The organism is Sphingomonas sp. FW306-1B-B10E, from assembly GCF_058782005.1.
The window spans coordinates 1-24858 of the sequence record NZ_JBYSXG010000063.1; the positions used below are offsets into that span (position 1 = coordinate 1).

The 24858-nt window shown below is 65.7% G+C and carries 23 protein-coding genes; 15 read left to right on the forward strand and 8 right to left on the reverse strand.

Annotated features, from left to right (window positions below):
* Positions 1 to 48 precede the first annotated feature (48 nt).
* Positions 49 to 300, forward strand: coding sequence for an ATP synthase F1 subunit epsilon (locus tag AC3WJI_RS18765; protein WP_492758816.1), 252 nt, complete (start codon positions 49 to 51; stop codon positions 298 to 300).
* A gap of 120 nt (positions 301 to 420) precedes the next feature.
* Positions 421 to 864: a hypothetical protein gene (locus AC3WJI_RS18770; protein WP_492758817.1), complete on the forward strand. Its 444-nt coding sequence runs from the start codon at positions 421 to 423 to the stop codon at positions 862 to 864.
* Positions 865 to 929: 65 nt separating this feature from the next.
* Here the strand turns inward: AC3WJI_RS18770 and AC3WJI_RS18775 are convergent, their stop codons facing one another.
* Positions 930 to 1298 carry a hypothetical protein gene (locus AC3WJI_RS18775; RefSeq protein ID WP_492758818.1) on the reverse strand — a complete coding sequence of 123 codons (369 nt, stop codon included), beginning with the start codon at positions 1296 to 1298 and terminating at the stop codon, positions 930 to 932.
* Between the two features lie 138 nt (positions 1299 to 1436).
* Between AC3WJI_RS18775 and AC3WJI_RS18780 the strand changes: the two genes are divergently transcribed.
* Together AC3WJI_RS18780 and AC3WJI_RS18785 are read left to right on the forward strand one after the other, a co-directional pair.
* Positions 1437 to 2999 (forward strand): TadA family conjugal transfer-associated ATPase, encoded by a 1563-nt coding sequence (locus AC3WJI_RS18780; RefSeq protein WP_492758819.1) that lies wholly within the window; start codon positions 1437 to 1439, stop codon positions 2997 to 2999.
* A gap of 45 nt (positions 3000 to 3044) precedes the next feature.
* Entirely contained in the window at positions 3045 to 4172 is a 1128-nt protein-coding gene (locus AC3WJI_RS18785; protein ID WP_492758820.1) for an aspartyl protease family protein, read from the forward strand.
* Between the two features lie 158 nt (positions 4173 to 4330).
* Here the strand turns inward: AC3WJI_RS18785 and AC3WJI_RS18790 are convergent, their stop codons facing one another.
* On the reverse strand, positions 4331 to 4552 hold the full coding sequence (locus AC3WJI_RS18790; protein ID WP_492758821.1) for a hypothetical protein: 222 nt from the start codon (positions 4550 to 4552) through the stop codon (positions 4331 to 4333).
* A gap of 17 nt (positions 4553 to 4569) precedes the next feature.
* Between AC3WJI_RS18790 and AC3WJI_RS18795 the strand changes: the two genes are divergently transcribed.
* Positions 4570 to 5379 carry a class I SAM-dependent methyltransferase gene (locus AC3WJI_RS18795; protein WP_492758822.1) on the forward strand — a complete coding sequence of 270 codons (810 nt, stop codon included), beginning with the start codon at positions 4570 to 4572 and terminating at the stop codon, positions 5377 to 5379.
* A 67-nt stretch (positions 5380 to 5446) separates the two neighbouring features.
* The gene (locus tag AC3WJI_RS18800) at positions 5447 to 6508 is read left to right on the forward strand and encodes a methyl-accepting chemotaxis protein (protein ID WP_492758823.1); all 1062 of its coding nucleotides are present in this window, start codon (positions 5447 to 5449) and stop codon (positions 6506 to 6508) included.
* A gap of 146 nt (positions 6509 to 6654) precedes the next feature.
* Here the strand turns inward: AC3WJI_RS18800 and phaR are convergent, their stop codons facing one another.
* Positions 6655 to 7224: a polyhydroxyalkanoate synthesis repressor PhaR gene (phaR, locus tag AC3WJI_RS18805; RefSeq protein ID WP_492758824.1), complete on the reverse strand. Its 570-nt coding sequence runs from the start codon at positions 7222 to 7224 to the stop codon at positions 6655 to 6657.
* Between the two features lie 68 nt (positions 7225 to 7292).
* Between phaR and AC3WJI_RS18810 the strand changes: the two genes are divergently transcribed.
* The 4 genes from AC3WJI_RS18810 to AC3WJI_RS18825 all read left to right on the forward strand — a co-directional run bounded on the left by AC3WJI_RS18810 (position 7293) and on the right by AC3WJI_RS18825 (position 14090).
* The gene (locus AC3WJI_RS18810; RefSeq protein ID WP_492758837.1) at positions 7293 to 8303 is read left to right on the forward strand and encodes an alpha/beta fold hydrolase; all 1011 of its coding nucleotides are present in this window, start codon (positions 7293 to 7295) and stop codon (positions 8301 to 8303) included.
* A 39-nt stretch (positions 8304 to 8342) separates the two neighbouring features.
* A complete protein-coding gene (locus AC3WJI_RS18815) occupies positions 8343 to 9515 on the forward strand; it encodes an acetyl-CoA C-acetyltransferase (protein ID WP_492758825.1) in 1173 nt (390 codons plus the stop codon).
* Positions 9516 to 9769: 254 nt separating this feature from the next.
* Complete coding sequence (locus AC3WJI_RS18820) at positions 9770 to 13024, forward strand: TonB-dependent receptor domain-containing protein (protein WP_492758826.1); 3255 nt, start codon at positions 9770 to 9772, stop codon at positions 13022 to 13024.
* 145 nt (positions 13025 to 13169) lie between these two features.
* Complete coding sequence (locus AC3WJI_RS18825; protein WP_492758827.1) at positions 13170 to 14090, forward strand: 2OG-Fe(II) oxygenase; 921 nt, start codon at positions 13170 to 13172, stop codon at positions 14088 to 14090.
* Here AC3WJI_RS18825 and AC3WJI_RS18830 read toward each other — a convergent pair.
* Both AC3WJI_RS18830 and AC3WJI_RS18835 read right to left on the reverse strand, forming a co-directional pair.
* Complete coding sequence (locus AC3WJI_RS18830; protein ID WP_492758828.1) at positions 14087 to 15112, reverse strand: alanine racemase; 1026 nt, start codon at positions 15110 to 15112, stop codon at positions 14087 to 14089. The genes AC3WJI_RS18825 and AC3WJI_RS18830 overlap by 4 nt on opposite strands.
* 10 nt (positions 15113 to 15122) lie before the next feature.
* Positions 15123 to 16709: an MFS transporter gene (locus AC3WJI_RS18835; protein ID WP_492758829.1), complete on the reverse strand. Its 1587-nt coding sequence runs from the start codon at positions 16707 to 16709 to the stop codon at positions 15123 to 15125.
* A gap of 123 nt (positions 16710 to 16832) precedes the next feature.
* Between AC3WJI_RS18835 and AC3WJI_RS18840 the strand changes: the two genes are divergently transcribed.
* Positions 16833 to 17096 carry a DksA/TraR family C4-type zinc finger protein gene (locus AC3WJI_RS18840; RefSeq protein WP_492758830.1) on the forward strand — a complete coding sequence of 88 codons (264 nt, stop codon included), beginning with the start codon at positions 16833 to 16835 and terminating at the stop codon, positions 17094 to 17096.
* Positions 17097 to 17136: 40 nt separating this feature from the next.
* Here the strand turns inward: AC3WJI_RS18840 and AC3WJI_RS18845 are convergent, their stop codons facing one another.
* A complete protein-coding gene (locus AC3WJI_RS18845) occupies positions 17137 to 17280 on the reverse strand; it encodes a hypothetical protein (protein ID WP_492758831.1) in 144 nt (47 codons plus the stop codon).
* On the opposite strand from AC3WJI_RS18845, the gene AC3WJI_RS18850 reads away from it, so the two are divergent.
* Positions 17261 to 17986 (forward strand): hypothetical protein, encoded by a 726-nt coding sequence (locus AC3WJI_RS18850; RefSeq protein ID WP_492758832.1) that lies wholly within the window; start codon positions 17261 to 17263, stop codon positions 17984 to 17986. The genes AC3WJI_RS18845 and AC3WJI_RS18850 overlap by 20 nt on opposite strands.
* Before the next feature lie 74 nt (positions 17987 to 18060).
* On the opposite strand, the gene AC3WJI_RS18855 is transcribed toward AC3WJI_RS18850, so the two are convergent.
* Entirely contained in the window at positions 18061 to 19926 is a 1866-nt protein-coding gene (locus AC3WJI_RS18855) for an ABC-F family ATP-binding cassette domain-containing protein (protein WP_492758833.1), read from the reverse strand.
* 187 nt (positions 19927 to 20113) lie between these two features.
* Between AC3WJI_RS18855 and AC3WJI_RS18860 the strand changes: the two genes are divergently transcribed.
* The 3 genes from AC3WJI_RS18860 (at position 20114) to AC3WJI_RS18870 (ending at position 22129) form a co-directional block, all read left to right on the forward strand.
* Positions 20114 to 21028, forward strand: a complete 915-nt coding sequence (locus AC3WJI_RS18860) for an alpha/beta fold hydrolase (RefSeq protein WP_492758834.1) — start codon at positions 20114 to 20116, stop codon at positions 21026 to 21028.
* Complete coding sequence (locus tag AC3WJI_RS18865) at positions 21028 to 21483, forward strand: cupin domain-containing protein (RefSeq protein ID WP_492758835.1); 456 nt, start codon at positions 21028 to 21030, stop codon at positions 21481 to 21483. The genes AC3WJI_RS18860 and AC3WJI_RS18865 overlap by 1 nt, the downstream gene beginning before the upstream one ends.
* Positions 21484 to 21676: 193 nt before the next feature.
* The gene (locus AC3WJI_RS18870) at positions 21677 to 22129 is read left to right on the forward strand and encodes a GFA family protein (protein ID WP_492758836.1); all 453 of its coding nucleotides are present in this window, start codon (positions 21677 to 21679) and stop codon (positions 22127 to 22129) included.
* Between the two features lie 84 nt (positions 22130 to 22213).
* Here the strand turns inward: AC3WJI_RS18870 and metH are convergent, their stop codons facing one another.
* Entirely contained in the window at positions 22214 to 24811 is a 2598-nt protein-coding gene (gene metH / locus AC3WJI_RS18875) for a methionine synthase (RefSeq protein ID WP_492758838.1), read from the reverse strand.
* Positions 24812 to 24858 lie beyond the last annotated feature (47 nt).

Consider the following 24858-nt stretch of genomic DNA (forward strand, 5'->3'; position numbering starts at 1 on the left):
ACCCCCAACCCCTCCCCTGAAGGGGAGGGGCTTAGGAAGACAAAGAAAATGCTGCACTTCGAACTCGTCACGCCCGAACGTCTCGTCCGCTCCGAGGACGTGCACATGGTCGTCGTCCCCGGCACCGAGGGAGACTTCGGCGTGCTCGAAGGGCATGCGCCGCTGATGTCGACCATCCGCGACGGCAATCTCGAAATCTACAAGACCGGCGCCACCGCGCCCGAGACGATCCGCATCGAAGGCGGCTTCGCCGAAGTCAACGAGCGCGGCCTGACCGTGCTCGCCGAAAAGGCCGAGTGACCTTCTAAGGAATCAGCGTAGCCGCGATTCCAGGGGAAGCCGTTTCGTCCGTATCGGAGATAGTTGCGACCGGATCGGCGTGACTTGGCCGGCTACTGCCGTATCCCTGCCGAAATGGGCATGGAAAATCCCGATGCGGCAATCGTCGACGCTGTCGAGCAGGCTGTGCTGCGCGACGGCGTGCTCGTGCTGCGGCAGCGCATTCACCTCGACAATGCGGCGGAAATGTCAGCGCAGGGTTATGCACTCGCTCCGGCCGACGAAGAGGGGCTGTGGGCGACGAAGCAGGTCGACGATGGCCAACTCAGGATCGGCGTCGAACCCGGCAAAGCGGGCTGCAGAGTCCGATTTGAAGGTGCTCTCATTACGATCGCCTATGAGGCGCTGCTGCAGCGTTTGCTCAAGCGAGGATTTGTCCTTGCAGATGGGAAACGCAAGCCTGCCGAACCGCAGTTCGTGCTCGACACCCTGGTCTGCAACGAAGGGGACATCGGGATCCTGGTCATGTTTCGGACAAACCATCCCGCCGCGACGATGTTCGCGATCACGCTTTATCCGGCCTAGTCATTTCACGCGCTCATAAGTCCAGCGCTGCGGCTTGCTGCCGTCGATCAGCGAGATCTCCGCGATCAGCAACGCGCCCTCGCGCCAATAGTGGATGCGCTGTGGATAATCGTGCTTTTCGTTGACGAGATCGAGGTCGCCGGCGCATAATCGCGCGTCGTCCAATAGAAGTCGGCGCGCGCCTGCCCTTCCGGCTCGGCATGCAGGACAAGCCGCCCGGCGTCGTTGATGAGCGTCATCTTGTCGCGCGTCGTGCCGCGCGGGCCATGCGTCACGCTGATACCGTGCGCTTCCTGCCTGCGGTCATATCCCGTCCAGGTCTCGCAGGTCTGCTCGCCGTCGCCGGGATCGGTGCACCAGGTGCCGATCAGCCAGTCGAGCGGCTCGCGGTCCTGGACCGGCGTAATCGAAAGCAGCGCGAGCGACAGCCACATGCGGCACCTACCTTGGGTTCGCGCAAGTCTCCCACAGCGCCGGATTAGCGACAAGTGCGACGCGGATGGAGATTGGTTAGGCAATTCTAAAGGCTTGGCGGCTAAGCCTGCCCAATCGCGGGGATTACAGGTTAACCGATGAGCGCTTTCGGACGACGCAACGGAATGGGTGGCGGTGCAGCCGGTGGACGACCGGCTTTCGGCGTCGCGCGACCGATGCAAGGTCCCGGGCCCGCGCCGCGCCCCTCCGATCCCTTGCCGGCCGGCGGCGAGCAGTTTCCGCCGCTGAACAGCGTGCCGCTTCCCGGCGCCGCGGCTGGCGATCCGATGGAGCAGCGCGATCCTTCTGCCGGCAACGCGGCCAATAGCGAAGCGCTTCAGCGACTCGCCGATCGCCAGGCGACATCCGGCGATGCCGGCAATTCGCGCGTCGAGGGCTTCGAGGCCTCGATCCACCGGATCAAGGAACAGGTGCTGCCGCGCCTGCTCGAACGTGTCGATCCCGAGGCGGCGGCGACGCTGACCAAGGACGAGCTGGCCGAGGAATTCCGCCCGATCATCGGCGAAGTGCTCGCCGAGCTGAAGCTCACGCTCAATCGCCGCGAGCAGTTCGCGCTCGAGAAGGTGCTCGTCGACGAGTTGCTCGGGTTGGGGCCGCTCGAGGAATTGCTGTCTGACCCGGCCATCTCGGACATCATGGTCAACGGCCCCGAGCAGACCTATATCGAGCGCAAGGGCCGGCTCGAGCTCGCCAACATCCAGTTTCGCGACGAAGAGCATCTGTTCCAGATCGCCCAGCGCATCTGCAACTCGGTCGGCCGCCGCGTCGACCAGACCACGCCGCTCGCCGACGCCCGCCTCAAGGACGGCAGCCGCGTCAACGTCATCGTGCCGCCGCTGAGCTTGCGCGGCACGGCGATCTCGATTCGTAAATTCTCGGCCAAGCCGATCACGCTCGACATGATGGCCAATGGCGGCTCGATGAGCCAGAAGATGGCCACCGCGCTCAAGATCGCCGGCGCCAGCCGCTTCAACATCGTCATCTCGGGCGGCACCGGCTCAGGCAAGACGACGATGCTCAACGCCCTGTCGAAGATGATCGACCCGGGCGAGCGCGTGCTGACGATCGAGGACGCCGCCGAACTCCGCCTGCAGCAGCCGCACTGGCTGCCGCTCGAAACGCGCCCGCCCAACCTCGAAGGCCAGGGCGAGATCACCATCCGCGACCTGGTGAAGAACGCGCTGCGTATGCGCCCGGATCGCATCATCCTCGGCGAAATTCGTGGTAGCGAGTGCTTCGACATGCTCTCGGCGATGAACACCGGCCACGACGGCTCGATGTGCACGCTCCACTCCAACTCTCCGCGCGAGGCGCTCGCCCGTATGGAGAACATGGTGATGATGTCGGACATCAAGGTGCCCAAGGAAGCGATCAGCCGCCAGATCGCCGACTCGGTCGACCTGATCATCCAGGTCAAGCGCCTGCGCGATGGTTCGCGCCGGGTGACCAACGTTACCGAGGTGATCGGCATGGAAGGCCCGGTGATCGTCACCCAGGAGCTGTTCAAGTTCGAATATCTCGACGAGTCGGCCGACGGCAAGATCATCGGCGAGTATCGTTCGATGGGCCTGCGCCCCTATACGCTCGACAAGGCCAAGCAATATGGCTTCGACCAGGCGATGCTCGAGGCGTGCCTCTGAAGCAAGGCTGGCGGTGCCGGGCGGTTCGGCGGTAAAGGCCGGGCGGTGCTCGCCCTGCTCGCTCTTCAGCTCACCGCTGCGACCACGCTCGCGCGCGATACCGAGGCGCGCTGGATCGATTTCGACCTGACCGTTTATAATCAGGTCCGCTTTCCGATCGAGCTCAACGGGCATCCGGCCTGGGCGATCCTCGACACCGGGCTGAGCGACACGATCGTCACCAGCCGCTTCGCCAGGACCGCGGGGCTGGTCGCGGCGCGGCGCCAGCGGGCGATCGCGATCGGCGGCGGCGTCGAGGTCGGCTGGGCCGATGCCGAGTCGATCCGCTTCGGCGGGCTGACCCGCACGCACGGCCGCGTCGGGATCGCCGATCCGGCGGGCGAAGTGCGCTTCGGAGCGGACATATTGGTCGGTGCCGACATCCTCGGCTGCTGCGCGATCGAGATCGATTATGACGCGCACCGCCTGCGCATCCTGTCGAGCGGGCGGCTGCCGTTCCCCGGCAGCACCGCGCCACTACGCCGCAGGGTCCCCGGCGGCGTCTATCAAACCGAGCTCAGCGTCGCGGGCAAGCTGCTCAAGCCGGTTATCGTCGACACCGGCGATGGCGGCGCGCTAACCCTGAGCCGCCCGGCCTGGGCCTCCACCGGCTATCGCGGCGCCCGGATGACGACGACATTGGGCTGGGGGATGGGCGGCCCTTCGGTCACCGACACGTTGGTCGTGCCATCGTTGGGCCTGGCCGGGATGCCCCCGCGCGAGGCCGAGATCCGGATCGAAGGCGAAGGCGGCTTTTCCGCATCGGTGGGCGCCGCGGGTCGGCTCGGCAATGCGATGCTGCAGCGCTATCACATACTGCTCGATGCGCGCGCCGGGCGTATGATCCTTGCGCCCGGCAAGGCGGTCGCCGCGCCCTTCCCGCGCTCGACCAGCGGGCTGCTCGTCGAATTCACCGGCACCGCGCTCCGCATCGCGCATGTCATGCGCGGCTCTCCTGCGGCGGCCGGCGGGTGGCAGGCGGGCGAGCGGATCTGCGCGGCCGACGGTGTGCCGGTGGCGGAGGATGCGAAGGACGGAAGGATCGAATGGACGATCGGCGCCCCGGGGCGGACCGTCCGGCTCAAACTGTGTGACGGCACCGAACGCAGCCTCGTGCTCGCCGACTTCTACTAGTGTTTGCCCCGGTGTTCACTTGTTCCCCGGCGAAGGCCGGGGCCCAGTTGCCATGTCCTTCGAAAGAACCGTGTCCACTCGCCGGGTTCATCGAACCTAGGCCCCGGCCTTCGCCGGGGAACAGACGCGCTCGCGACGCAGCCCCCTTTTGCCATGCCTCAACGCAAATTAAGCGCGATGCTCGCCAGCACCACCGCCATCAACATCGCGAGAACCTGAACCAAGGTCCACGGCACGAAGCCCACCCGGTCGGCATGACGGCGGCGGCGGCGACGATGCTCGCCGAAGCCGCTGCCGATCGCGAGCACCACCGCAACCGCCGCGCCGCCCCATAATTGTTGTTGCATCGTTCCGAAAAACTCCCACATGGCCGGTGCCATCTAGGTAAGGAAATGCGATGCGCCAGACCCTGACCGTGCTCGGCCTTCTCACCACCGCCATCGCCGTCGCGAGCGTCGCCGCGGGCGAGCCGCGGACCCAGCGGCATGCGCTCCAGGAGGCGGTCGCCGCGACCACCCGCACCCCCGCGAACGTCGCCCGCGACCAATATCGCCATCCGCTCGAGACCTTGAGCTTCTTCGGGGCCAAGCCCGGCGACACCGTGGTCGAGATCTGGCCCGGCGGCGGCTGGTATACTGAGATCCTCGCGCCGCTCACCGCCGGCAAGGGTACGCTCTACGCGGCGGTGCCGTGGCCCAACGGGGTCAAGAATATCGAGGCGCTGCAGGCGAAGAACGCCGCGGTCTACGGCCCGCTCAAGCTCGCCGCTTTCCCTTGGACCGAGGGCAAGCCCAAGGTTCCGGACGGCAGCGCCGACGTGGTGCTGACCTTCCGCAACGTCCATAATTGGCGGATCGGCAACCAGGAGGGCGATTACTCGCCCAAGGCCTTCGCGCAGATGTTCGCGATGCTCAAGCCCGGCGGCGTGCTCGGCATCGAGGACCATCGCCTGCCCGAGAGCGCGAGCGTCGAGCGCGAGAAGAGCAGCGGCTATATCAAGGTGTCGACCGTCCGTCGCCTCGCCGAGCAGGCCGGCTTCAAGTTCGTCGCCGCGTCCGAGGTCAATGCCAATCCCAAGGACAGCGCCGATTGGCCGAATGGCGTGTGGACCCTGCCGCCGACCTACACGCTCAAGGATGTCGACCGCGCAAAGTATGCCGCGATCGGCGAGAGCGACCGGATGACGCTTAAGTTCAGGAAGCCCTGATCTTTTTCTCGTTGCGGCGGCGAAAACCCAACGCTCCGTTAACCAATGGGCGGTAGCAATCGGATCCGTGCCACGCCGGATCCGCTCCCTGCTCTCCGTCCTTCGCGACGAAGTCGACAGCTTCGCCAGCACGAGCGAGGAAATCGCCGCGCGCACCAATCTCCTCGCGCTCAACGCCGCGATCGAGGCTGCCCGCTCGGGCGAGGCGGGCCGCGGCTTCTCGGTGGTCGCACAGGAGGTCAAGGCGCTCGCCCAGCAGGCGCGCCATGCCAGCCTCGAATTCCGTTCCGAAGTCCGCGAGCGCCTCGCAATGGGTGCCGGCATCGCCGACGAGATGGTCGGCGACATCGAGGGCACGCGCTTGGTCGAACTCGCCCAGGCGCTGATCCAGAATGTCACGCGGCACCTCTATGGCCGCAGCGTCGACCTGCGGCTGATGGCGTCCGATTCGGAGGTCATCGCCGCGACGCTCGATCCGACCCCGGAAAAGGTCGCCGCCGCACAGGCGCGCCTCGCGGTGTTCACTGAGACGTCGCCTTATTATCTCAATGCCTTCGTTGCCGATCCCGCGGGACGCATCATCATCTCGTCGGACCCCAATGCGCGCGTCCGCCAGACCAATGTCGCCAATGCCCCGCAATTCCTCAATGCGATGGGCAGCACGTATCACGACCAGTGGTTCACCGACGAAGTCTGGCAGAATCCCTGGTCCGATCACCGCGCGGTTCTGGTGTTCGTCACCGGGATCCGCCCGCGCGGCTGCGAAGGCCGCCCGGCCGGCGTCTTCTACGTCGAATTCGACTGGGAAGAGCGCATCCCCGCCATCATCTCCGACCGCTCGCTGTTCGGCGAAAAGGAATGGGCGCGCACCCGCATCTCGATCGTCGACGAGGCCGCGCGCGTCGTCGCCGATTCGTCGGGCACCCGCTTCGGCGAGACGGTTCCGCTGCCGGCCAAAGCCGTGCGCGGCGCCGAGGCGCGCGCCGACACGACGATCGCCTTCGCCACCGCCGCGAGCTATCACGGCTTCGACGGACTGGGGCTGCGCTGCGTCATCGAGCAGAAGATGATCAGCGCCGAAGAGATCCAGGCGGCGCTGGGCGGGTTCGGGGCGCGAAAGACGCTCTAGTCCGCGAGAGCGCACTCGCAGCCGGAAAACTTCCGTTCGTGCTGAGCTTGTCGAAGCACCGTTCTTCCTAAACCGCAAGGTAACAAGGACCGCCTTTAGACAAGCTCAGGGCGAACGGTGTTGACGAGAGCCTGGCCTTCGCCGTGCTACTTCCCCAATTTCTCGATCTTGTCCTGCAGCCGCGCCAGTTCGGCCTTGAGCGCCGAAACGTCGTCGCCGCCCTCTGCGGCGGGTGAGGGCGCGGGCGCTGCCGGCGCGATCCCGCCTGCGGCGCCCGGCTTGAACGCTTCCGCCGCCGCCTCGAACATCGCCATGTTGCGCTTGGCGATCTCGGCGAAGGGCGAATTGGCGAAGGCGCCTTCGACCGCCGACTTGAACTGCTCCTGGTTGCGCCGGAAGCTGTCCATCGACGCTTCGAGATAGCCCGGCACCATCGCCTGCATCGAATCGCCGTACAGCGAGATCAGCTGGCGCAGGAAATTGACCGGCAGCATCGACGTGCCGCGCGCTTCCTCCTCCATGATGATTTGCGTCAGGACGTTGTGCGTGATGTCCTCGTCGGTCTTGGCGTCGACGACCTTGAAGTCGCGGCCTTCGCGCGTCATCGCAGCGAGATGATCGAGCGTGATATAGGACGAGGTTTCGGTGTTGTAGAGCCGCCGGTTGGCGTATTTCTTGATGATCACCGGGCCCGTACCCGTAGCAGCTTTCTTCATGGAAACCCCCGCGCGTGAATGATGATACCCTAACATCCTTTGCCGCATCGCAACAAGGCCCCCGGCCCCTGCCCTTGTTTCTCGAACTGCTGCGCAGCGAAACTGCAGCATCGTCCGATCGACGCGCCGCAGCACTTGCCGGATTGCGCGCCTATCAGGAGGCGCCGCGGGCAGCGCCGCGGCCGCCTCGGCCCGTGGTCGCGCAGGCGGGCCGCGCGATGCTGCGCGATTATGGCGGCAGCGGGATAGCGGTCGTATTCGTCCCGTCGCTGATCAACCCACCGCTGGTGCTCGATCTCGCCGACGACAATTCGCTACTCGGCTGGCTCGCCGGGCAAGGCGTACGCCCCTTGCTGGTCGATTGGGGCACGCCGACCGCGGAGGACCGCGCGCAGGACGTCACCGCGCATGTCGAGCAATTGCTGCTGCCGCTGCTCGCCACGCTCGACCGCCCGCCGATATTGGCAGGCTATTGCCTGGGCGGGACGATCGCGATTGCCGCCGCCGCTGCGGTCCGCACCGCAGGGCTCGTGACCATTGCCGCGCCGTGGCGCTTCGCCGGCTATGGCGACGCGCTCGAACCGATCTCGGCCTTGTGGGACGAGGCGCATGCGACCTGCGAGCAGCTCGGGCTGGTGCCGATGGAAGTGCTCCAGGCGGGCTTCTGGCAGCTCGACCCCAAGCGCACCGTTGCCAAGTTCGAGCGCTTTGCCCGGCTCGATCCCGCCAGCGACGAGGCGCGCGCGTTCGTGCGGCTCGAGGATTGGGCCAATGGCGGCGCGCCGCTGACCTTTGCCGCAGGCCGCCAGTTGTTCGACGATTTCTTCGTCGCCGACCTGCCCGGCAATGCCCGCTGGCAGGTCGATGGGCGCAAGATCGATCCGGCGACGCTCGACGTTCCCGCACTCTCCTTCGTCTCGACCACCGACCGCATCGTCCCCGCCGCCAGCGCCGCGCGCCTCGGCGAGGTCCGCGAACTGGCGATGGGCCATGTCGGGATGATCGTCGGCGGCCGCGCGCGCGCGGCATTGTGGCAACCGCTTGCGGACTGGCTAACCGCCCTTGCCCCCACTAGATAGCCGGCAACGATCCCAAGACACTCGCCGCAGGAGTCCTTCATGACCGATATCGTCATCACCGCCGCCAAGCGCACCCCGGTCGGCAGCTTCCTCGGCGCCTTCGGCAATACGCCGGCGCACGAGCTCGGCCGCGTCGCGATCGAGGCCGCGCTCGAACAAGCCGGCGTGAAGGGCGAGGAAGTCAGCGAAGTCATTCTCGGCCAGGTGCTCACCGCGGCGCAGGGCCAGAACCCCGCCCGCCAGGCCTCGATGGCGGCGGGCGTTCCCAAGGAAGTCCCCGCCTGGGGCGTCCAGCAGGTCTGCGGTTCGGGCCTGCGCGCCGTCGCGCTCGCTTATCAGGCGATCGCCACCGGCGACGCGACGATCGTCGTCGCGGGCGGCCAGGAGAGCATGTCGCTTAGCCCGCACGCCCAGTCGCTGCGCCCCGGCACCAAGATGGGCGATCTCAGCCTGGTCGACACGATGATCAAGGACGGGCTGACCGACGTGTTCAACGGCTATCACATGGGCATCACCGCCGAGAACCTTGCCGAGCAGTACCAAGTCACCCGCGGCGACCAGGACAATTTCGCGGTCCGCTCGCAGAACCTCGCCGAGAAGGCGCGCGCCGAGGGTCGCTTCAAGGACGAGATCGCCCCGGTGACGATCAAGGGCCGCAAGGGCGACACCGTCGTCGCCGATGACGAATATATCCGCACCGGCGCGACCGTCGACGGGATTGCCGGCCTGCGCCCCGCCTTCAAGAAGGACGGCAGCGTCACCGCCGCCAATGCCTCGGGGCTCAACGACGGCGCCGCCGCGCTCGTCCTCATGCGCCGCGACGAGGCTGAGAAGCGCGGCGCACCGATCCTCGCGCGAATCGCCAGCTGGGCGAGCGTCGGCGTCGACCCGTCGATCATGGGAATCGGCCCCGTACCCGCCAGCCGCAAGGCGCTGGAAAAGGCCGGCTGGAAGGTCGAGGACCTCGACCTGATCGAGGCCAATGAAGCGTTCGCCGCGCAGGCCTTGGCAGTCGGCAAGGACATGGGCTGGGACCCCGACAAGGTGAACGTCAATGGCGGCGCGATCGCAATCGGCCATCCGATCGGCGCATCGGGCGCGCGCGTGCTGACCACTCTGATCTACGAGATGCAGAAGCGCGACGCGAAGAAGGGCCTTGCAACCCTGTGCATCGGCGGCGGCATGGGGATCGCCATGTGCGTGGAGCGCTAGCATTCGTCGTACAATTATAGCATTTGGTCGTGTTTCTGGTATGTGTCGACGCAAGCGTTATACCGCAGCCAGACACTTCTGTTCTAATGTTGCGTCGCGCTGCAACGCGGCGCAACATTGCGAAAACGGCTGTAGCATATCTGCAACAGGGGCATTGCGAATTAATCGGTAGTTCACAATCTGCCTTGCGTGGGGGCACCCCGATAGGGCGTCATAGGGTCAATCGAGCATTCACGCTCGCAGGGGCCTTAAACATGAAAACCAGCCGTCTTCTCGGTGCGACCGCCTTGGCGAGCGCCGCGTTCCTGTTCCCTCTCGTCGCGCAGGCGCAGTCCAGCGAGCCCGTAGAGGCAGCGCAGACCGACACCACTCAGGCAAACGACGATGACTCGACCGTCGTCGTGACCGGTTCGCGCATCCGTCGCCCGAACGACGATTCGCCGGTGCCGGTGACCACCGTCACCAGCGAGGAAATTTTCGAGACTGGCCGCGTGTCGGTGGGCGACGTGCTCAACGACCTGCCGCAGCTGCGCAGCTCGCTGGGTTCGCAGAACTCGACTTCGGGCCTCGGCACCCGCGGCGTCAACTTCCTCGATTTGCGTGGCCTTGGCCGCGCGCGCACGCTGACGCTGATCAACGGCCGCCGCCAGACTTCGGCTGACATCATCAACAACGGCAACGCCGTCGACATCAACACGCTGCCGACCGACCTGATCGACCGCATCGACATCGTCACCGGCGGCAACTCGTCGATCTACGGTTCGGACGCAATTGCGGGCGTGGTCAACTTCATCCTGAAGGACAATTACGACGGCATCGAGCTGCACGGCCAGACCGGCATCAGCACCTATGGCGACGCAGGCAACCAGTATATCTCGCTCGTCGCCGGCAAGAACTTCGCCGACGGCCGCGGCAACATCGCGTTCAACGCCGAGTTTGCGCACCAGGACGACTATTACGCTTCGGGCCGCCCGAACCTGCGGACCAACAACAACTTCGTCGTCGTCGACACCGATACGACGTCGTCGTTCGACGATACCGCGGATCGCCTCTACTTCCGCGACATCCGTTCGACCACCATCTCGCTCGGCGGTCAGTTGGGTATTCGTTACGCCAACACCGCTACCGCGCCCTGCGGCCGCGACGCGGTGGGCTCGGCATTCACCTGCGCCTATCTGTTCCAGCCGGGCGGCGCGCTCACGCCGCAGACCGGCGTGCGCGTCGGCCTCGGTCCGAACGGCAGCTTCATCGGCGGCAACGGCACCACCAGCCGCGAAGGCAAGCTCACCGTGCTGTCGCCGGACCTCAAGCGTTACGTGTTCAACGCGCTCGGCCATTTCGAAGTCTCGCCGGCCTTCGTGCCGTTCTTCGAAGCCAAGTATGTCCGCACCGAGGCGTTCGGCTCGCAGAGCGGCCCGTTCTTCTCGCAGGGCCAGACGCTCGGCGACGGCATTATCGTTCCGGGTCTCAACGATCGCTCCTACGGCTCGGGCACCGGCAGCGCAGCAGGCGGTATCGTCAATCGCGAAGCCATCCGCCTCGACAACCCGTATCTGTCGGCAGCCGCACGCGGCACGATCGCCTCACAGCTGACCGCGGCGATCAACTCGGGAGTCAATCCAAACACTGGTGGATTATTCATTCCCGCCAATGCTACTGCGGCGCAGATCGCGGCGGGCACCGCCAACCAGGCCCTCTCCCTCGCGCAGGTCGCTGCCGGCACGTACCGCTTCTCGCTGCGTCGTAACTGGGTCGATCTCGGCACGCGCGACGAAGAGATGAAGCGCGAGCTTTGGCGCGCCGTCGTCGGTGTTCGCGGCGACCTGGGTTCGAACTGGAACTACGAAGTTTCGGCGAACTACAGCGAGCACCACGAATCGAGCGTGATCACGGGCAACGTCAACACCCAGCGGTACCTGCTGGCACTGGACACGACCCGCAATGCCGCCGGCCAGATCGTCTGCCGCTCGCAGGTCGACGCGCGCTACGCTGGTGACGACGTTGCTGGAAACCCGGCGCAGCTCGCCTCTGACATCGCGGCCTGCGTTCCGCTCAACCCGTTCGGCGAAGGCTCGGTCAGCCAGGCCGCGCTGAACTACTTGGTTACGCCGACCACTGCGACGGGCAAGTCCAGCCAGTTCGTGGCGAACGGCTTCGTCTCGGGCAACCTGCCGATCAACCTGCCGGGCGGCGCGATCGGCGTCTCGCTGGGCGCCGAATATCGTCGTGAAACCCTGTCCTACGATCTCGATGATCTGACGCAGGCAGGTTACGCCTTCTACAACGCCATCCCCAGCTTCGAGGCGCCTGCCTTCGAAGTGAAGGAGTTGTTCGGCGAACTCTCGCTGCCGCTGGTCAAGGACGCTCCGCTGATGCAGGAGTTGACGATCAACGCCTCGGGCCGCGTCGCGGACTATAAGGGCGGGGCTGGCACCGTCTACGCTTACAGCGGCGGCCTCACCTGGCGTCCGGTCCGCGACCTGATGCTGCGCGGGTCCTACTCCAAGTCGGTGCGCGCGCCGTATCTGGGTGATCTCTACTCCGCTCCTGGCCAGAACTTCGCGCCGGCGCCGAACGATCCCTGCTCGGCACGCAATCTGAACACCGGTTCGGCGACCCGTTCGGCGAACTGCACGGCGGCCGGTCGGCCGGCGGGGTATGACTTCGTCTACACCTCGTCGATCGAGACGACTGCCGGCGGCAACCCGAACCTGAAGGCGGAGAGCTCCAAGTCGTTCACGCTCGGCGGTGTCTTCCAGCCGACCTTCGTGCCCGGCCTCGCCATTTCGGTCGATTATTGGGATATCACGATCGACGACGTGATCACCGGCCCGACCCCGCAGCAGGTCCTCGACGCGTGCTACGACGCACCGTCGCTGGACAACCAGTTCTGCGCGCTTTTCGAGCGTTCGGGTGCAGGTGGCGGCCCCAACGGCGAACAGCCTTTCCAGGTCATTCAGGGTTCGCTCCAGGAGATCCCGCAGAACTACGCTCAGTATAAGGCACGCGGCATCGATACTCAGATCGGCTATAACCGTGATCTTGGCTTCGGTCGCCTCAGCCTGAAGGGCGTGTGGACTCACTTGATCCAGCGTGACAACTTCACCGATCCGTCGCGCCCGGACTTCAAGAACGTCATCACGGAGGAGCTTGGCGATCCGCGGGATAACTTCAACATCAACACCGACCTGAAGCTCGGCGCATTCACGATCGGCCACACCTTCCGCTATATCAGCAAGATGTACCTGAACACGTGGGAAGACTATAACGCGGTCAATGATGGCCCCCCGCAGAACCCGGATTATGCGCAGATCGCGCAGTATCCGTCGACGACCTATCACGACATCCGCTTCGACCTGGAAGTGAACGACGCGTTCAACTTCTACGGCGGTGTGTCGAACCTGGGTGACACCAAGCCGCCGTACGGCCTCACCGGCGTCGGCTCGGGATCGGGTATCTACGATAACCGTGGCCGCTTCTTCTACGCAGGCTTCAACGCGAAGTTCTGATAGCTAGGCCATCAATCAAGGAGGGCCGGGGATCATTCCCCGGCCCTTTTTGTTTGGCCTGAATTCGCGCTAGACGGGTGCCATGGCGGGGAACCCGATAGATCGAGCACATGCGCTGATATCGCGCGGCGATGTCCCGGCTGCGGTGGCATTGCTCGAGGCAGCGGGCCGCGACGGCGACGCGCAGGCGCTCATGCAACTCGCGGTATGGCGTCTGGCCGGCACGCTCTTCTCTCGAGATATCCGCGGCGCCCGAAGCGCATTGCGTCGGGCCGTCGAGATCGGCCATGTCGACGGCGCGCTGATGGAAATTGCCCTGACAGCGAACGGCAATGGCAATGTCGACGCGCCTGACTGGGCCGGCGCATGCGCGCTGTTGGACAAGGCAGCGGCAAACGATCCCGTCGCTGCGACACATCGCGCATTGCTGAGCGAAATGGCGCTAGCCGCGGACGGCAATCCGCGCAGCATTCCCGAACCCGAAATACTCAGCGAGGCGCCTCGGGTCGTTCGGTATTCTGGCATCTTTAGCGAGCAGGAATGCGCCCATGTCGCGATGAGCGGGTCTGAACTGCTCGAGCCGGCACAGGTAGTCGATCCGCGAACCGGCCAATTGGTGCCACATCCCGTGCGCACCTCCGATGTCGGCGCGATCGGCCCTGCGCGAGAGGATTTGGTACTCCGCGCGCTGAACCTGCGGATCGCCGCCGCAAGCCACACGACAGTCGAGCACGGCGAACCGCTCACCGTCCTGCGCTATCGCCCGGGACAACAGTATCGGCGCCATCTCGATACCATCGCCGGCGCCGCCAATCAGCGTATCCGGACGGTGCTGGTCTACCTAAACCAAGGATTCGGTGGCGGCGAAACGCAGTTTCCGCTGCTCGGCCTCAGCATCAGGCCGCAAGGCGGCGACGCGATCGTTTTCGATACCCTGCTTCCCGACGGATCACCCGACACGCGCGCGTTGCATGCAGGCGCGCCAGTGACGGCGGGGGCCAAATGGCTCGCCACACGCTGGATCCGCGCCGAGCCTGTCGATCCCTGGACCGTAAGCGGCGCCTAGATCCAGTTTCGGTCAAAGCGCCGACCGAGCCCGGTCAACAATTCGTATTGCGATAGGCCGCTCACCGCCGCGGTCTCCGGCAGGTCATAGCCGATCGAAACCCAGTCGCCCTCGGCCAGTTCAGGCGCCGCATCGACGCCGATCGCGGTAAGGTCCATCGATACCCGGCCGAGCACCGGCAGCAGCGCCTCGCCCGCCCGCGCGCTTCCCTTGCCCGAGAAGCAGCGCAGATAGCCGTCGGCATAGCCGAGGTTGAGCACCGCCACTTCGGTGTCCGCAGGGGCCGTGAAGGTGGCGTTGTAGCCGACGATTTCGCCCGCCTTCACGCGTCGCCGCTGGATCACCTGCGCTTGCGGAGTGACGACCTGGCGGATGCCTGCATGCGCGACGCGCTGCCGCCCGCCATAGAGCGCGATACCTGGGCGTGTCAGGTCGAAGGCGTAGTCCATGCCGAGCGCGATCCCCGCCGAATTGGCCAGGCTCATCCGCTTGGCCGAAGTCCGCCCGCGCAGCCCTCCGAACGCCGCGCGTTGCCGCTCGTTCAGCGGCACATCCTCGTCGGCGCAGGCGAGATGGCTCATCAGCGTGTCGATCGCGAGCCCGTCGAGCAGCCCTGCGGCGACATCCTCGATCGCGATGCCCAGCCGGTTCATCCCGGTATCGACCATCACGTCGCAGGCGCCTCCGCCCGCCTCACGCCAGCGCCGCACCTGCTCGACCGAATTGAGCACCGGGCGCGCATTGCCAGGCCGATCGGCCATATCAGCGTCGCGGACGCCGTGAAGCACCGACACCGGCACGCCGAGATCGGCCAACGCCCGCGTCTCGCTCCACACCGCAACGAAGAAGTCGCGGCATCCCGCCTCCGCCAGCCGCCGCATGACTTCGCGCGCGCCGAGACCATAGCCATCCGCCTTGACCGCCGCGCCGCACGCCGCGCTGCCGCTCAGATCGCGCAGCAGCCGCCAATTGGCGACGAGCGCGTCGCCGTCGAGCCTCAGCCTCAAGGGGGAATGCGTCATGCCAGCGCGGTTAGCGCCTGGCGGGCGTGCGCGCCACCGTCTCCTGCAAACCCCAGGCGGTCACCCCCAATGCCATCGCCACCACCGCGAAGGTGTACCACAGACCGGCATAGGGATCGCCGGTGCGCGCGACGATGTACTGGCTGATCAGCGGCAGGAACCCGCCGAAATAGCCGGTGCCGATATGATAGGGGATCGACATCGAGCTGTAGCGGATCCGCGACGGGAACATCTCCGCCAGCAATGCCGCGACCGGGCCATAGGTCGCCCCCGAGAGCGCCATCAGCGCGAGAATCGCGAGCATGATGATCGCGATATTGCCTGGCGGAGGCACCGCAGGCTCGAGACGATAGCCCGCCGCCGCCAATGCCGCGTCGAGCCCGGCCGGGCTGGTGTCGGCCGTGGGCAGCCCGCCGATCGAGACGGTCACCGCCGGCGCGCGCGTCGTGGTGTAGGCGACGCCCTTCTTCGAGAAATGGTCGAGCAATTGGCCGCATTCGTCGGCCTGCTTCGCCGCGAACGGATCGTACCCGCAATGCGGGCCCGAGACGATCACCGGCGCCCGCCGCGCCGCCTTGGCGAGATCGGGATTGGCGGCGCTGCCGATGATCCAGAACAAGGGGAAGAGCAGCACCAGGGTCAGCGCATAGCCGACCACGATCGGAATTTTGCGCCCGATCCTGTCGGACAAATGGCCGAAGAACAGGAAGAAGCCCATGCCGATGATCGCCGAGCCGCCGGTGATCAGCTGCGCCGCGGTGGGATCGAGCCGCATCGGTCCGGAGAGGAACGACAGCACCGAGAACATCGAAGTGTACCAGATCACCGTCAGCCCCGCAGCGATCCCGAACAGCGCGACGAACAGCCTTTTGCCGTTGCCCGGATAGGTGAAGCTCTCGACGAAGGGATTGGCCGCGGTTTCCCCCGCTTCCTTCATCGCCTTGAACACCGGACTCTCGGAAAGCTTGAGCCGCATCCACAGCGACACTGCGAGCAGCACGATCGAGAACAGGAACGGCACCCGCCAGCCCCAATCGCCCCAGACCTGCGCCAGCGCGAATTTGGAGACCAAAACCACCGCAAGGCTGAGGATGAACCCGCCGACGACGCTCGCCTGGATGAAGCTGGTGTGGAAACCCGCGCGGCCATGCGGCGAATGCTCGGCGACATAGATCGCCGCGCCGCCATATTCGCCGCCGAGCGCGAGCCCTTGGCAGATGCGCAGCAGGATGATCAGCACCGGCGCGGCCATCCCGATCGCCGCATAGCTCGGCACCAGCCCGACCCCGGCGGTGGCGACGCCCATCAGGGTAATCGTGACGAGGAAGGTGTATTTGCGCCCGAGCTTGTCGCCGAGATAGCCGAACAGCACTGCGCCCAGCGGCCGGAAGCCGAAGCCGACCGCGAACCCCGCCCAGGCGAGCAGGGTCTGCAGCACTTCGTTGCCCGCGGGGAAGAAGGTCCGCCCGATGATCCCGGAAGCGGCGAGCGTGCCGTAGATGAAGAAGTCATACCATTCGAACACGGTGCCCAGCGACGACGCGCTGATTACCAGCCGCATCTCTTTGGCACTCGGCTCGGCCGCGACACTGGCCATTGCGCTCTCCCTGTTTCGCCAGACGGTGTAGCGCGCCCGCGCGCCGCGGCAAGGCTGGGCTTGGAACCGCGCGACATGCCACCCATTTTACAAGGAATAGAAAGCTTTAGCCGGACGGGTACGATGGCCAACGGATGGGCGCAGGACGGCGCCGTGCAGGATCAGATCGACGATACGGTCGCGGACGCGGTCACCGCCGCGCGGGCGCGGATGCCCTCGGGCGAGAGTGCCAAATATTGCACGGTCTGCGGCGACGACATCCCCGAGCCGCGTCGCCGCGCGCTGCCGGGCGTCCGCACCTGCGTGCCGTGCCAATCGGGTCGCGACGCCAATGTCCGGAGCGCGGGGATCAACCGGCGCGGGAGCAAGGACAGCCAGCTGCGTTGAGACGGACTTCATTTCCGTCAGGGCAGATTCGCTGACGAGATCATTCACCCCAGTTGTCGTTCGGCTGAGACTGCGTAAAAATAGTCGACAAGGGGGAAGTCGATTTGCGCGGATTGATATTGGGCATTTTGGCACTGGTGCTGGCGGGTTGCTCGCCGCAGGCGATGATCGAGAAGATCAGCACGCCGGCCGAGCGAGAGCTTTCCCTGCAGATTGCAACTGCGGTGCAGCGAGGCGACGCCGCCACGATCTGGAACCGCGGGACCCCGGGGCTGAAGGATCATCTCAGTCAGGAAACAATTGCGCGAATGCAGACGCTGGCGCCGCAGGAACGACCGACGCTTCTGGACGTCAAGAGCATGTGGCAGACCGCCAACGGCGTCACGCTCACGTGGAAGCAATTCACCTTCGAAACCGGCAACGGTCAGCGGTGGGCCATCATCCAGATCGTGCTACGCGAAGGAAATGGTGCAACCACGGTCGACAGTGTCTTCATCCAGCCGTTTGACCGAGCGCCCTCTTCCATCAACGCCTTCACCCTCGAAGGAAAAAGCGCAATCCAATATGCGTGGCTCGTTGCGATGGCTGTCGCGCTAATCGTATCGCTCGTCGCTTTTGTCCTGGTCCTGCGAACGAAAGGGCTGCGCTTGAAATGGCTGTGGGCCATAGCGGTGCTCTTCTCGTTCATGACGTTCGCGATCGACTGGACCAATGGAGGCTGGACCTTCAGCCCGGTCAGTTTCCTGTTGCTCGGTGCCGCCGGACTGCGCGCCGGTCCTTTTGCGCCCTGGATCCTGCAGTTCGCAATCCCCGTTCCGGCAATTCTCTTCCTGATCCTTCGTGGCACCCGGAACGTGCCTGTTCGGGTACCTGACGACAACGTCCTCTGAGACAAGCGAGCGCTGCCGCAAGCGTCCCCCTTGCGAAGGCCAATACCAACCGCCTCAGGCCATCGCGCTCGGCCTCAGGCGTCGATGCCCTCCAGCGCCTCGCTTGCTCCCATCCAGGCTGCCTCGGCCGCGTCGATCTTGTCGCTCAGCTCAGCGCGGCGCTTCATCAGCTCGGTCATGCTCAGCTTGGCCAGTGCCGCATCGGCGGTGCTCGGATCGAACATCGCCCGATCGACCGCGCTGCGCTGCTCGTTGAGCTTGGCAAGCTCGGCCTCGGCCGCCTTCGCCGCTTTGCGCAGCTCGCTTTCCTTCTCCCGCGCCTCGGTCGCGAGGCGGCGCGCCTCCTTCTTGTCGGCCTTGGACAGCTTCGGCCCCTGCCCTTCCTTGCTCAGCACGAAGGCGATGTAATCGTCGAGGCTGCCGTCGAACTCCTTCGCGGTGCCCTGGTCGACCAGCACCAGCCGGTCGGCGGTCATTTCGAGCATGTGGCGGTCGTGGCTGACCAGCACGACCGTCCCAGTATATTCGTTGAGCGCCTGGATCAGCGCCTCGCGTGCGTCGACGTCGAGATGGTTGGTCGGCTCGTCGAGGATCAGCATGTGCGGCGCGTCGCGGGTGATCAGCGCCAGCGCCAGCCGCGCCCGCTCGCCGCCTGAGAGCTTGCCGACCTCGGTGGTGGCCTTCTGCCCCGAAAAACCGAACCGCCCGAGTTGGCCGCGCACCGCGCCCTGCGTCGCGCCCTTCATCAGGCTGGTCATGTGCTGAAGCGGCGTCTCGGTGCGATCGAGTTCCTCGACCTGATACTGCGTGAAATAGCCGACGCGCATCTTGCCGCTGGCGTTCATCGCGCCTTCCATCGGCGTCAGCTGCGCCGCGAGCAGCCGCGCCAAGGTGGTCTTGCCGTTGCCGTTGCGCCCGAGCAGCGCGACCCGGTCGTCCGGATCGATGCGGAGGTTGAGCCGCTTGAGGATCGGCGTCTCGCCATAGCCCACCGTCGCGAGATCGAGCGTGATCAGCGGCGGGCGCAGCTCGTCGGGATTGGGGAAGTCGAAGCTCAAGGTCGGATCGTCGACCAGCTCGGCAATCGGCTGCATCTTGGCGAGCGCCTTGACGCGCGACTGGGCCTGCTTGGCAGTCGACGCACGCGCGCTGTTCTTGGCGATATAGGCCTGGAGATGCTCGCGCTGCGCCTGCTGCTTGGCGCGCGCCGAGGCGATCTGCGCCTGGCGCTCGGCGCGCTGGCGCTCGAACGCGTCATAGCCGCCGGGATAAAGCGTCAGCTTGCCGCGATCCAAGTGCAGGATGTGATCGACGACATTGTTGAGGAAGTCGCGCTCGTGGCTGACCAGCAGGATCGTCGCCGGATAGGACTTCAGGAAGTCCTCCAGCCACAGCACCGCTTCGAGATCCAAATGGTTCGAAGGCTCGTCGAGCAGCAGCATGTCGGGCTGCGAGAAGAGCAGCGCCGCCAGTGCGACGCGCATCTTCCACCCGCCCGAGAAGCTGTCGAGCGGCTGATGCTGCATCTCCTCGTCGAAGCCGAGCCCGACCAGGATCTGCGCCGCGCGGCTGGGCGCAGTATAGGCGTCGATCGCCATCAATCGCTCATAGACTTCGCCGAGCCGGTCGGGGTCCTGGCTGGTTTCGCTCTCCGCCATCAGGGCGGTGCGCTCGACATCGGCTTCGAGCACGGTCTCGAACGGAGTCGCGTCGCCGTGCGGGGCTTCCTGCGCGATATAGCCCAGCTTGGCGCCGCGCGGCATGTCGACGGTGCCGGTATCGGGCTCGAGCTGGCTGGCGATCACCTTGACCAAGGTCGACTTGCCCGCGCCGTTGCGGCCGATCAGCCCGATCCGGCCCTTGGGCGGCAGCTTGGCGGTGGCATTGTCGATGATCGTGCGCCCGCCGAGGCGCACCGTGATGTCGGTCAGGTTGAGCATGATGCCGGGCGCCTAGCCTATTGTGGGCCGAGCGTCACCCCGGGTGTCGCCCGGAACCGCACCCCACTCCCCGTTCGCCCTGAGCGAACGGAACAAGGTGGCGCGAGCTACCTGCACAGTCGCTGGAATGTCATTCGAATCTAACATAGCTTGCCCCCGCGGCGTCCTGCCGCCCGGAGGTCCGTCCATGCGCATCCTCGCTCCCCTGCTCGTCCTGCTCGCCGCCGCGCTTCCCGCGCACGCCCAGGTCCCTGCCTATCCCGCCAGCTTCCAGGCGCAGGAGATCGCCGCCAACGGCACCACTTTGCACGTCCGCATCGGCGGCAAGGGCCCTGCGGTGCTCCTGCTCCACGGCTATGGCGAGACCGGCGACATGTGGGCGCCGCTCGCCGCCGCACTGATGCGCGATCACCGCGTCATCGTCCCCGACCTGCGCGGCATGGGCCTCTCCGCAGTCGCGCCGGCCGGCTATGACAAGAAGAACCAGGCCGCCGACATGATCGCGTTGCTCGACGCGCTCAAGGTCGATCGCGCCGATGTCGTCGCGCACGATATTGGCAACATGGTGGCTTATGCGCTCACCGTGCAGAACCAGAAGCGCGTGACGAAACTGGTACTGATCGACGCCCCCGTCCCCGGCATCGGCCCGTGGGAGGAGGTCCTCAAGAACCCGATCCTGTGGCATTTCCGCTTCGGCGGCCCCGACATGGAGCGGCTCGTCGCCGGGCGCGAGCGCATCTATCTCGATCGCTTCTGGAACGATTTCTCCGCCGATCCGAAGCATTTCGACGAGGCTTCGCGCGCGCATTACGCGGCGCTCTACGCGCGTCCCGGCAACATGCACGCGGGCTTTGCGCAATTCGCCGCCTTCGACCAGGACGCCATCGACAATCGCGCGCTCCTTGCCGCGCAGGGCAAGCTGACGATGCCGGTGCTCGCGTTGGGAGGCGAGAAGAGCTTCGGCACGCAGATGGCGACGATCATGCGCTTTGCCGCGACCAACGTCACCGAAGGCGTGGTCCCCGCTTCGGGCCACTGGATCATGGAGGAGAATCCCGTCGCCACGACCAAGCTCGTCACCGACTTCCTGGGTACCAAGTGATGCGCGCGGCATTCGCGCTCGCCGCATTGCTGGCATTGCCTCCCACAGATCGCGAGGTCCGCCTCACCCCGGCCGAAGTCGCCGCGTTGCCACAGATCGGCGCGGTCGCGGGCACGTCGGGACTAGCCGGCGTCGAGACGCGCGTGCTGAGCGGCGATCCGACCAAGCCGGGGCTGTTCGCGATAGAGATCAAGGTCCCGCCCAACACGCGCATCGCCGCGCACAGCCACAAGGACGAGCGCACCGCGACAGTGGTCTCGGGCACCTGGTATTTCGGTTACGGCCCGAAAGCCGACGACGCGCTGCGCAAGCCGCTGCCGCCGGGCAGCTTCTACATCGAGCCGGCGGGGGTGCCGCACTTCGCGCGCACCGGCCCCGAAGGCGCGCATGTCTACATCACCGGCTATGGCCCGACCGATACCGTCTACGCCGAACCTGCGGACGCCACGAAATAGGTCGCGAGCGTTGCACTCCTCCGCTCCCTGCGGCTTCCAAAGTTGGATTTCGCGTGCGACGCTCCTTCCGGCTCTTTGGATCCGTAAAAATGGTGCGATGACGTCGCCGCAACATCCTTACGCGACCACGCAACGAAATTAGCCAAATCGCGTGAAAAATGCGAAGTTAAGCCTGCCAAATCCAACATCTCGCGTGCGACTCAGTGCTGGCACGCGCAATCCCGCGATGGCGCAGGGCATGCTATCGGAGAACAATATGATCGAAGGTTCGTGCCATTGCGGCGGGGTTCGCTTTCAGCTCGACTGGTCGATCGACGAACTCACGACCTGCGATTGCTCGCTCTGCGCAATGCGCGGCGCGCTGATGGCGAAAGTCCCTGAAACCGCGCTCGAAGTCGTCGCGGGCGAGGACCTACTGACGCTCTACCAATGGAACACCGGCCGTGCGCGGCACTATTTCTGCAGCCGCTGCGGGATATACGTCTTTCACCGCAAGCGCAGCGCGCCCGACCATTTCGGCGTCAACGCGCGCTGCCTGCACGATTTCGACATCGCGAGGGTCCCCGTCCGTGCGACCGAAGGCGCCAACATGACCGTCGAAGCGCCGAACCCGCGCGACCGCTGGCCCGGGCCGCGCATTGCCTAGTGCTCCTGCGAAAGCAGGAGCCCAGGATCACGAAGAACATCGCTTGCCGCCCCTTGGCTCCTGCTTTCGCTGGAGCACTAGGTATCAGTCCAGGTTCGGCCGCAAATACCGCGTCGCCAGTTCCAGCGGGATCCCCCTCCGCGTCGCATATTCCTCGAGCTGGTCCTGGCCGATCCGCGCCACGCCGAAATATTCGGCCTGCGGGTGACCGAAATAGAAGCCGGACACCGCCGCGGTCGGCAGCATCGCGAAGCTTTCGGTCAGGCTGATCCCGGTGCGCTTGTGCGCGTCGAGCATCTTGAACAGGATCGGCTTGAGGCTGTGCTCGGGGCAGGCCGGATAGCCCGGCGCCGGGCGGATGCCGCGATACTGCTCCTTGATCAGCGCCTCGTTGGTCAATTGCTCGCCCTCGGCATAGCCCCATAGCGAGGTGCGGACGAACTGGTGCAGCCGTTCCGCGAACGCCTCGGCAAGCCGATCGGCGAGCGCCTTGAGCAGGATGTCCGAATAATCGTCGATCGCGTTCTTGAAGCGCGCGAGATGCGGCTCGATCCCGTGGATGCCCACCGCGAACCCGCCGATCCAGTCGCCGTGATGGTCGATGAAGTCGGCAAGGCACATATTGGCGCGGCCCTCGCGCTTGGCGATCTGCTGGCGCAGCATCGGCAGGGTGACGTGCGCCTCGTCCTCGACATGGACGATGATGTCGTCGCCCTGGCGGCGGCACGGCCAGAGCCCCGCGACGCCGCGCGCGGTCAGCCATTTCTCGGCGATGATCTTGTCGAGCATCGCCTGCGCATCGGCGAACAGCGAGGTCGCGCTCTCGCCGACCACCTTGTCCTCGAGGATCGCGGGATAATTGCCGGCAAGCTCCCAGGCGCGGAAGAACGGCGTCCAGTCGATATACTTCCGAAGGTCCTCGAGGTCCCAGTCGAGGAACTCGTGCACGCCCGGCATCCGCGGCTTGCCTGGCTTGAGGCTCATGTCCGCTTCGAAAGCGTTATCGCGCGCGGCGGCGAGCGGCACCAGCTCGCTCTGCCCCTTATTGGCGCGGGCGACGCGCACCGCCTCATATTCGGCGGCGATCTTGGCGACATAATCGTCGCGGATCGTCTCAGAGACCAAGGTCGTCGCGACGCCGACCGCGCGGCTGGCGTCGAGCACGTGGACCACCGGACCTTTGTACGCCGGCTCGATGCGCAGCGCGGTGTGCACCCGGCTGGTGGTAGCGCCGCCGATCAGCAGCGGCATCGTCATGCCGGTGCGCTGCATCTCCTCGGCGACGGTGACCATCTCGTCGAGCGACGGCGTGATCAGCCCCGAAAGCCCGATCATGTCGGCGTCATTCTCGTTGGCCGCTTCGAGGATCCGCGTCCACGGCACCATCACGCCGAGATCGACCACCTCGAAGCCGTTGCACTGGAGCACCACGCCCACGATGTTCTTGCCGATATCGTGGACGTCGCCCTTGACGGTGGCCATCACCACCTTGCCCTTGCCCTTGGCGCCGGGCTCCTTCGCCGCCTCGATGAAGGGCAGCAGATGCGCCACTGCCTTCTTCATCACGCGCGCCGACTTGACCACCTGCGGCAGGAACATCTTGCCCGATCCGAACAGGTCGCCGACCACGTTCATCCCGTCCATCAGCGGGCCCTCGATCACTTCGATCGGCTTGGCCGCCTTGAGCCGGCATTCCTCGGTATCCTCGACGACGAACTGGTCGATACCCTTGACCAGTGCATGCTCGAGCCTTTTCTCGACGCTCCAGCCGCGCCATTCCGCCGCCTGCTTCTCGGCGACCGCATCGGTGCCGCGGAAGCGCTCGGCCAAGGCGACCAGCCGCTCGCCCGCCTCGGGATCGCGGTTGAGGATGACGTCCTCGCAGGCGGTGCGCAGCTCGGGCTCGATCTGGTCGTAGACGTCGAGCTGGCCGGCATTGACGATCGCCATGTCCATCCCCGCCGGGATCGCATGGTAGAGGAACACCGAGTGCATCGCCTTGCGCACCGGCTCGTTGCCGCGGAAGCTGAAGCTCAGGTTCGAGAGTCCCCCCGAGATATGGACGTGCGGGCAGCGCGCCTTGATCTCGCGGCACGCCTCGATGAAGTCGACGCCGTAATTGTTATGCTCCTCGATCCCGGTCGCGACCGCGAACACGTTGGGATCGAAGATGATGTCCTCGGGCGGGAAGCCGATCCCGACGAGCAGCTTGTACGCACGCTCGCAGATCTCGACCTTGCGCGCCTTGGTGTCCGCCTGCCCGACCTCGTCGAACGCCATCACCACCACCGCGGCGCCGTACGCCATGCATTTCCGCGCATGGTCGAGGAACTGGTCGACGCCTTCCTTCATGCTGATCGAATTGACGATCGGCTTGCCCGACACGCACTTGAGCCCCGCCTCGATCACGTCCCATTTGGACGAGTCGACCATCACCGGGATTCGCGCGATGTCGGGCTCGGCCTGGATCAGCTTGAGGAAGGTGGTCATCGCCTCGTGCGCGTCGAGCAGGCCTTCGTCCATATTGACGTCGAGCACCTGCGCGCCCGCCTCGACCTGCTGCAGCGCGACTTCGACCGCCGCGGCATAGTCGCCGTTCATGATCAGCTTCTTGAAGCGCGCCGATCCGGTGACGTTGGTGCGCTCGCCGATATTGACGAAGCCGGTGGAGGAGAGAGTCATGATCTTCTTCTTCTGCTCCCCTTCCGCTTGCGGGAGGGGTCGGGGGA

What these genes read in the sequence shown, in the direction of transcription:
- AC3WJI_RS18770 (WP_492758817.1), top strand. Translation starts at nt 421, where the DNA reads ATGGAAAATCCCGATGCGGCAATCGTCGACGCTGTCGAGCAGGCTGTG.
- AC3WJI_RS18830 (WP_492758828.1), bottom strand. Translation starts at nt 15,112, where the DNA reads ATGACGCATTCCCCCTTGAGGCTGAGGCTCGACGGCGACGCGCTCGTC.
- AC3WJI_RS18865 (WP_492758835.1), top strand. Translation starts at nt 21,028, where the DNA reads ATGCGCGCGGCATTCGCGCTCGCCGCATTGCTGGCATTGCCTCCCACA.
- AC3WJI_RS18840 (WP_492758830.1), top strand. Translation starts at nt 16,833, where the DNA reads ATGGCCAACGGATGGGCGCAGGACGGCGCCGTGCAGGATCAGATCGAC.
- AC3WJI_RS18765 (WP_492758816.1), top strand. Translation starts at nt 49, where the DNA reads ATGCTGCACTTCGAACTCGTCACGCCCGAACGTCTCGTCCGCTCCGAG.
- phaR (WP_492758824.1), bottom strand. Translation starts at nt 7,224, where the DNA reads ATGAAGAAAGCTGCTACGGGTACGGGCCCGGTGATCATCAAGAAATAC.
- AC3WJI_RS18835 (WP_492758829.1), bottom strand. Translation starts at nt 16,709, where the DNA reads ATGGCCAGTGTCGCGGCCGAGCCGAGTGCCAAAGAGATGCGGCTGGTA.
- AC3WJI_RS18790 (WP_492758821.1), bottom strand. Translation starts at nt 4,552, where the DNA reads ATGGCACCGGCCATGTGGGAGTTTTTCGGAACGATGCAACAACAATTA.
- AC3WJI_RS18855 (WP_492758833.1), bottom strand. Translation starts at nt 19,926, where the DNA reads ATGCTCAACCTGACCGACATCACGGTGCGCCTCGGCGGGCGCACGATC.
- AC3WJI_RS18860 (WP_492758834.1), top strand. Translation starts at nt 20,114, where the DNA reads ATGCGCATCCTCGCTCCCCTGCTCGTCCTGCTCGCCGCCGCGCTTCCC.
- metH (WP_492758838.1), bottom strand. Translation starts at nt 24,811, where the DNA reads ATGACTCTCTCCTCCACCGGCTTCGTCAATATCGGCGAGCGCACCAAC.
- AC3WJI_RS18815 (WP_492758825.1), top strand. Translation starts at nt 8,343, where the DNA reads ATGACCGATATCGTCATCACCGCCGCCAAGCGCACCCCGGTCGGCAGC.
- AC3WJI_RS18795 (WP_492758822.1), top strand. Translation starts at nt 4,570, where the DNA reads ATGCGCCAGACCCTGACCGTGCTCGGCCTTCTCACCACCGCCATCGCC.
- AC3WJI_RS18820 (WP_492758826.1), top strand. Translation starts at nt 9,770, where the DNA reads ATGAAAACCAGCCGTCTTCTCGGTGCGACCGCCTTGGCGAGCGCCGCG.
- AC3WJI_RS18850 (WP_492758832.1), top strand. Translation starts at nt 17,261, where the DNA reads ATGATCGAGAAGATCAGCACGCCGGCCGAGCGAGAGCTTTCCCTGCAG.
- AC3WJI_RS18780 (WP_492758819.1), top strand. Translation starts at nt 1,437, where the DNA reads ATGAGCGCTTTCGGACGACGCAACGGAATGGGTGGCGGTGCAGCCGGT.
- AC3WJI_RS18775 (WP_492758818.1), bottom strand. Translation starts at nt 1,298, where the DNA reads ATGTGGCTGTCGCTCGCGCTGCTTTCGATTACGCCGGTCCAGGACCGC.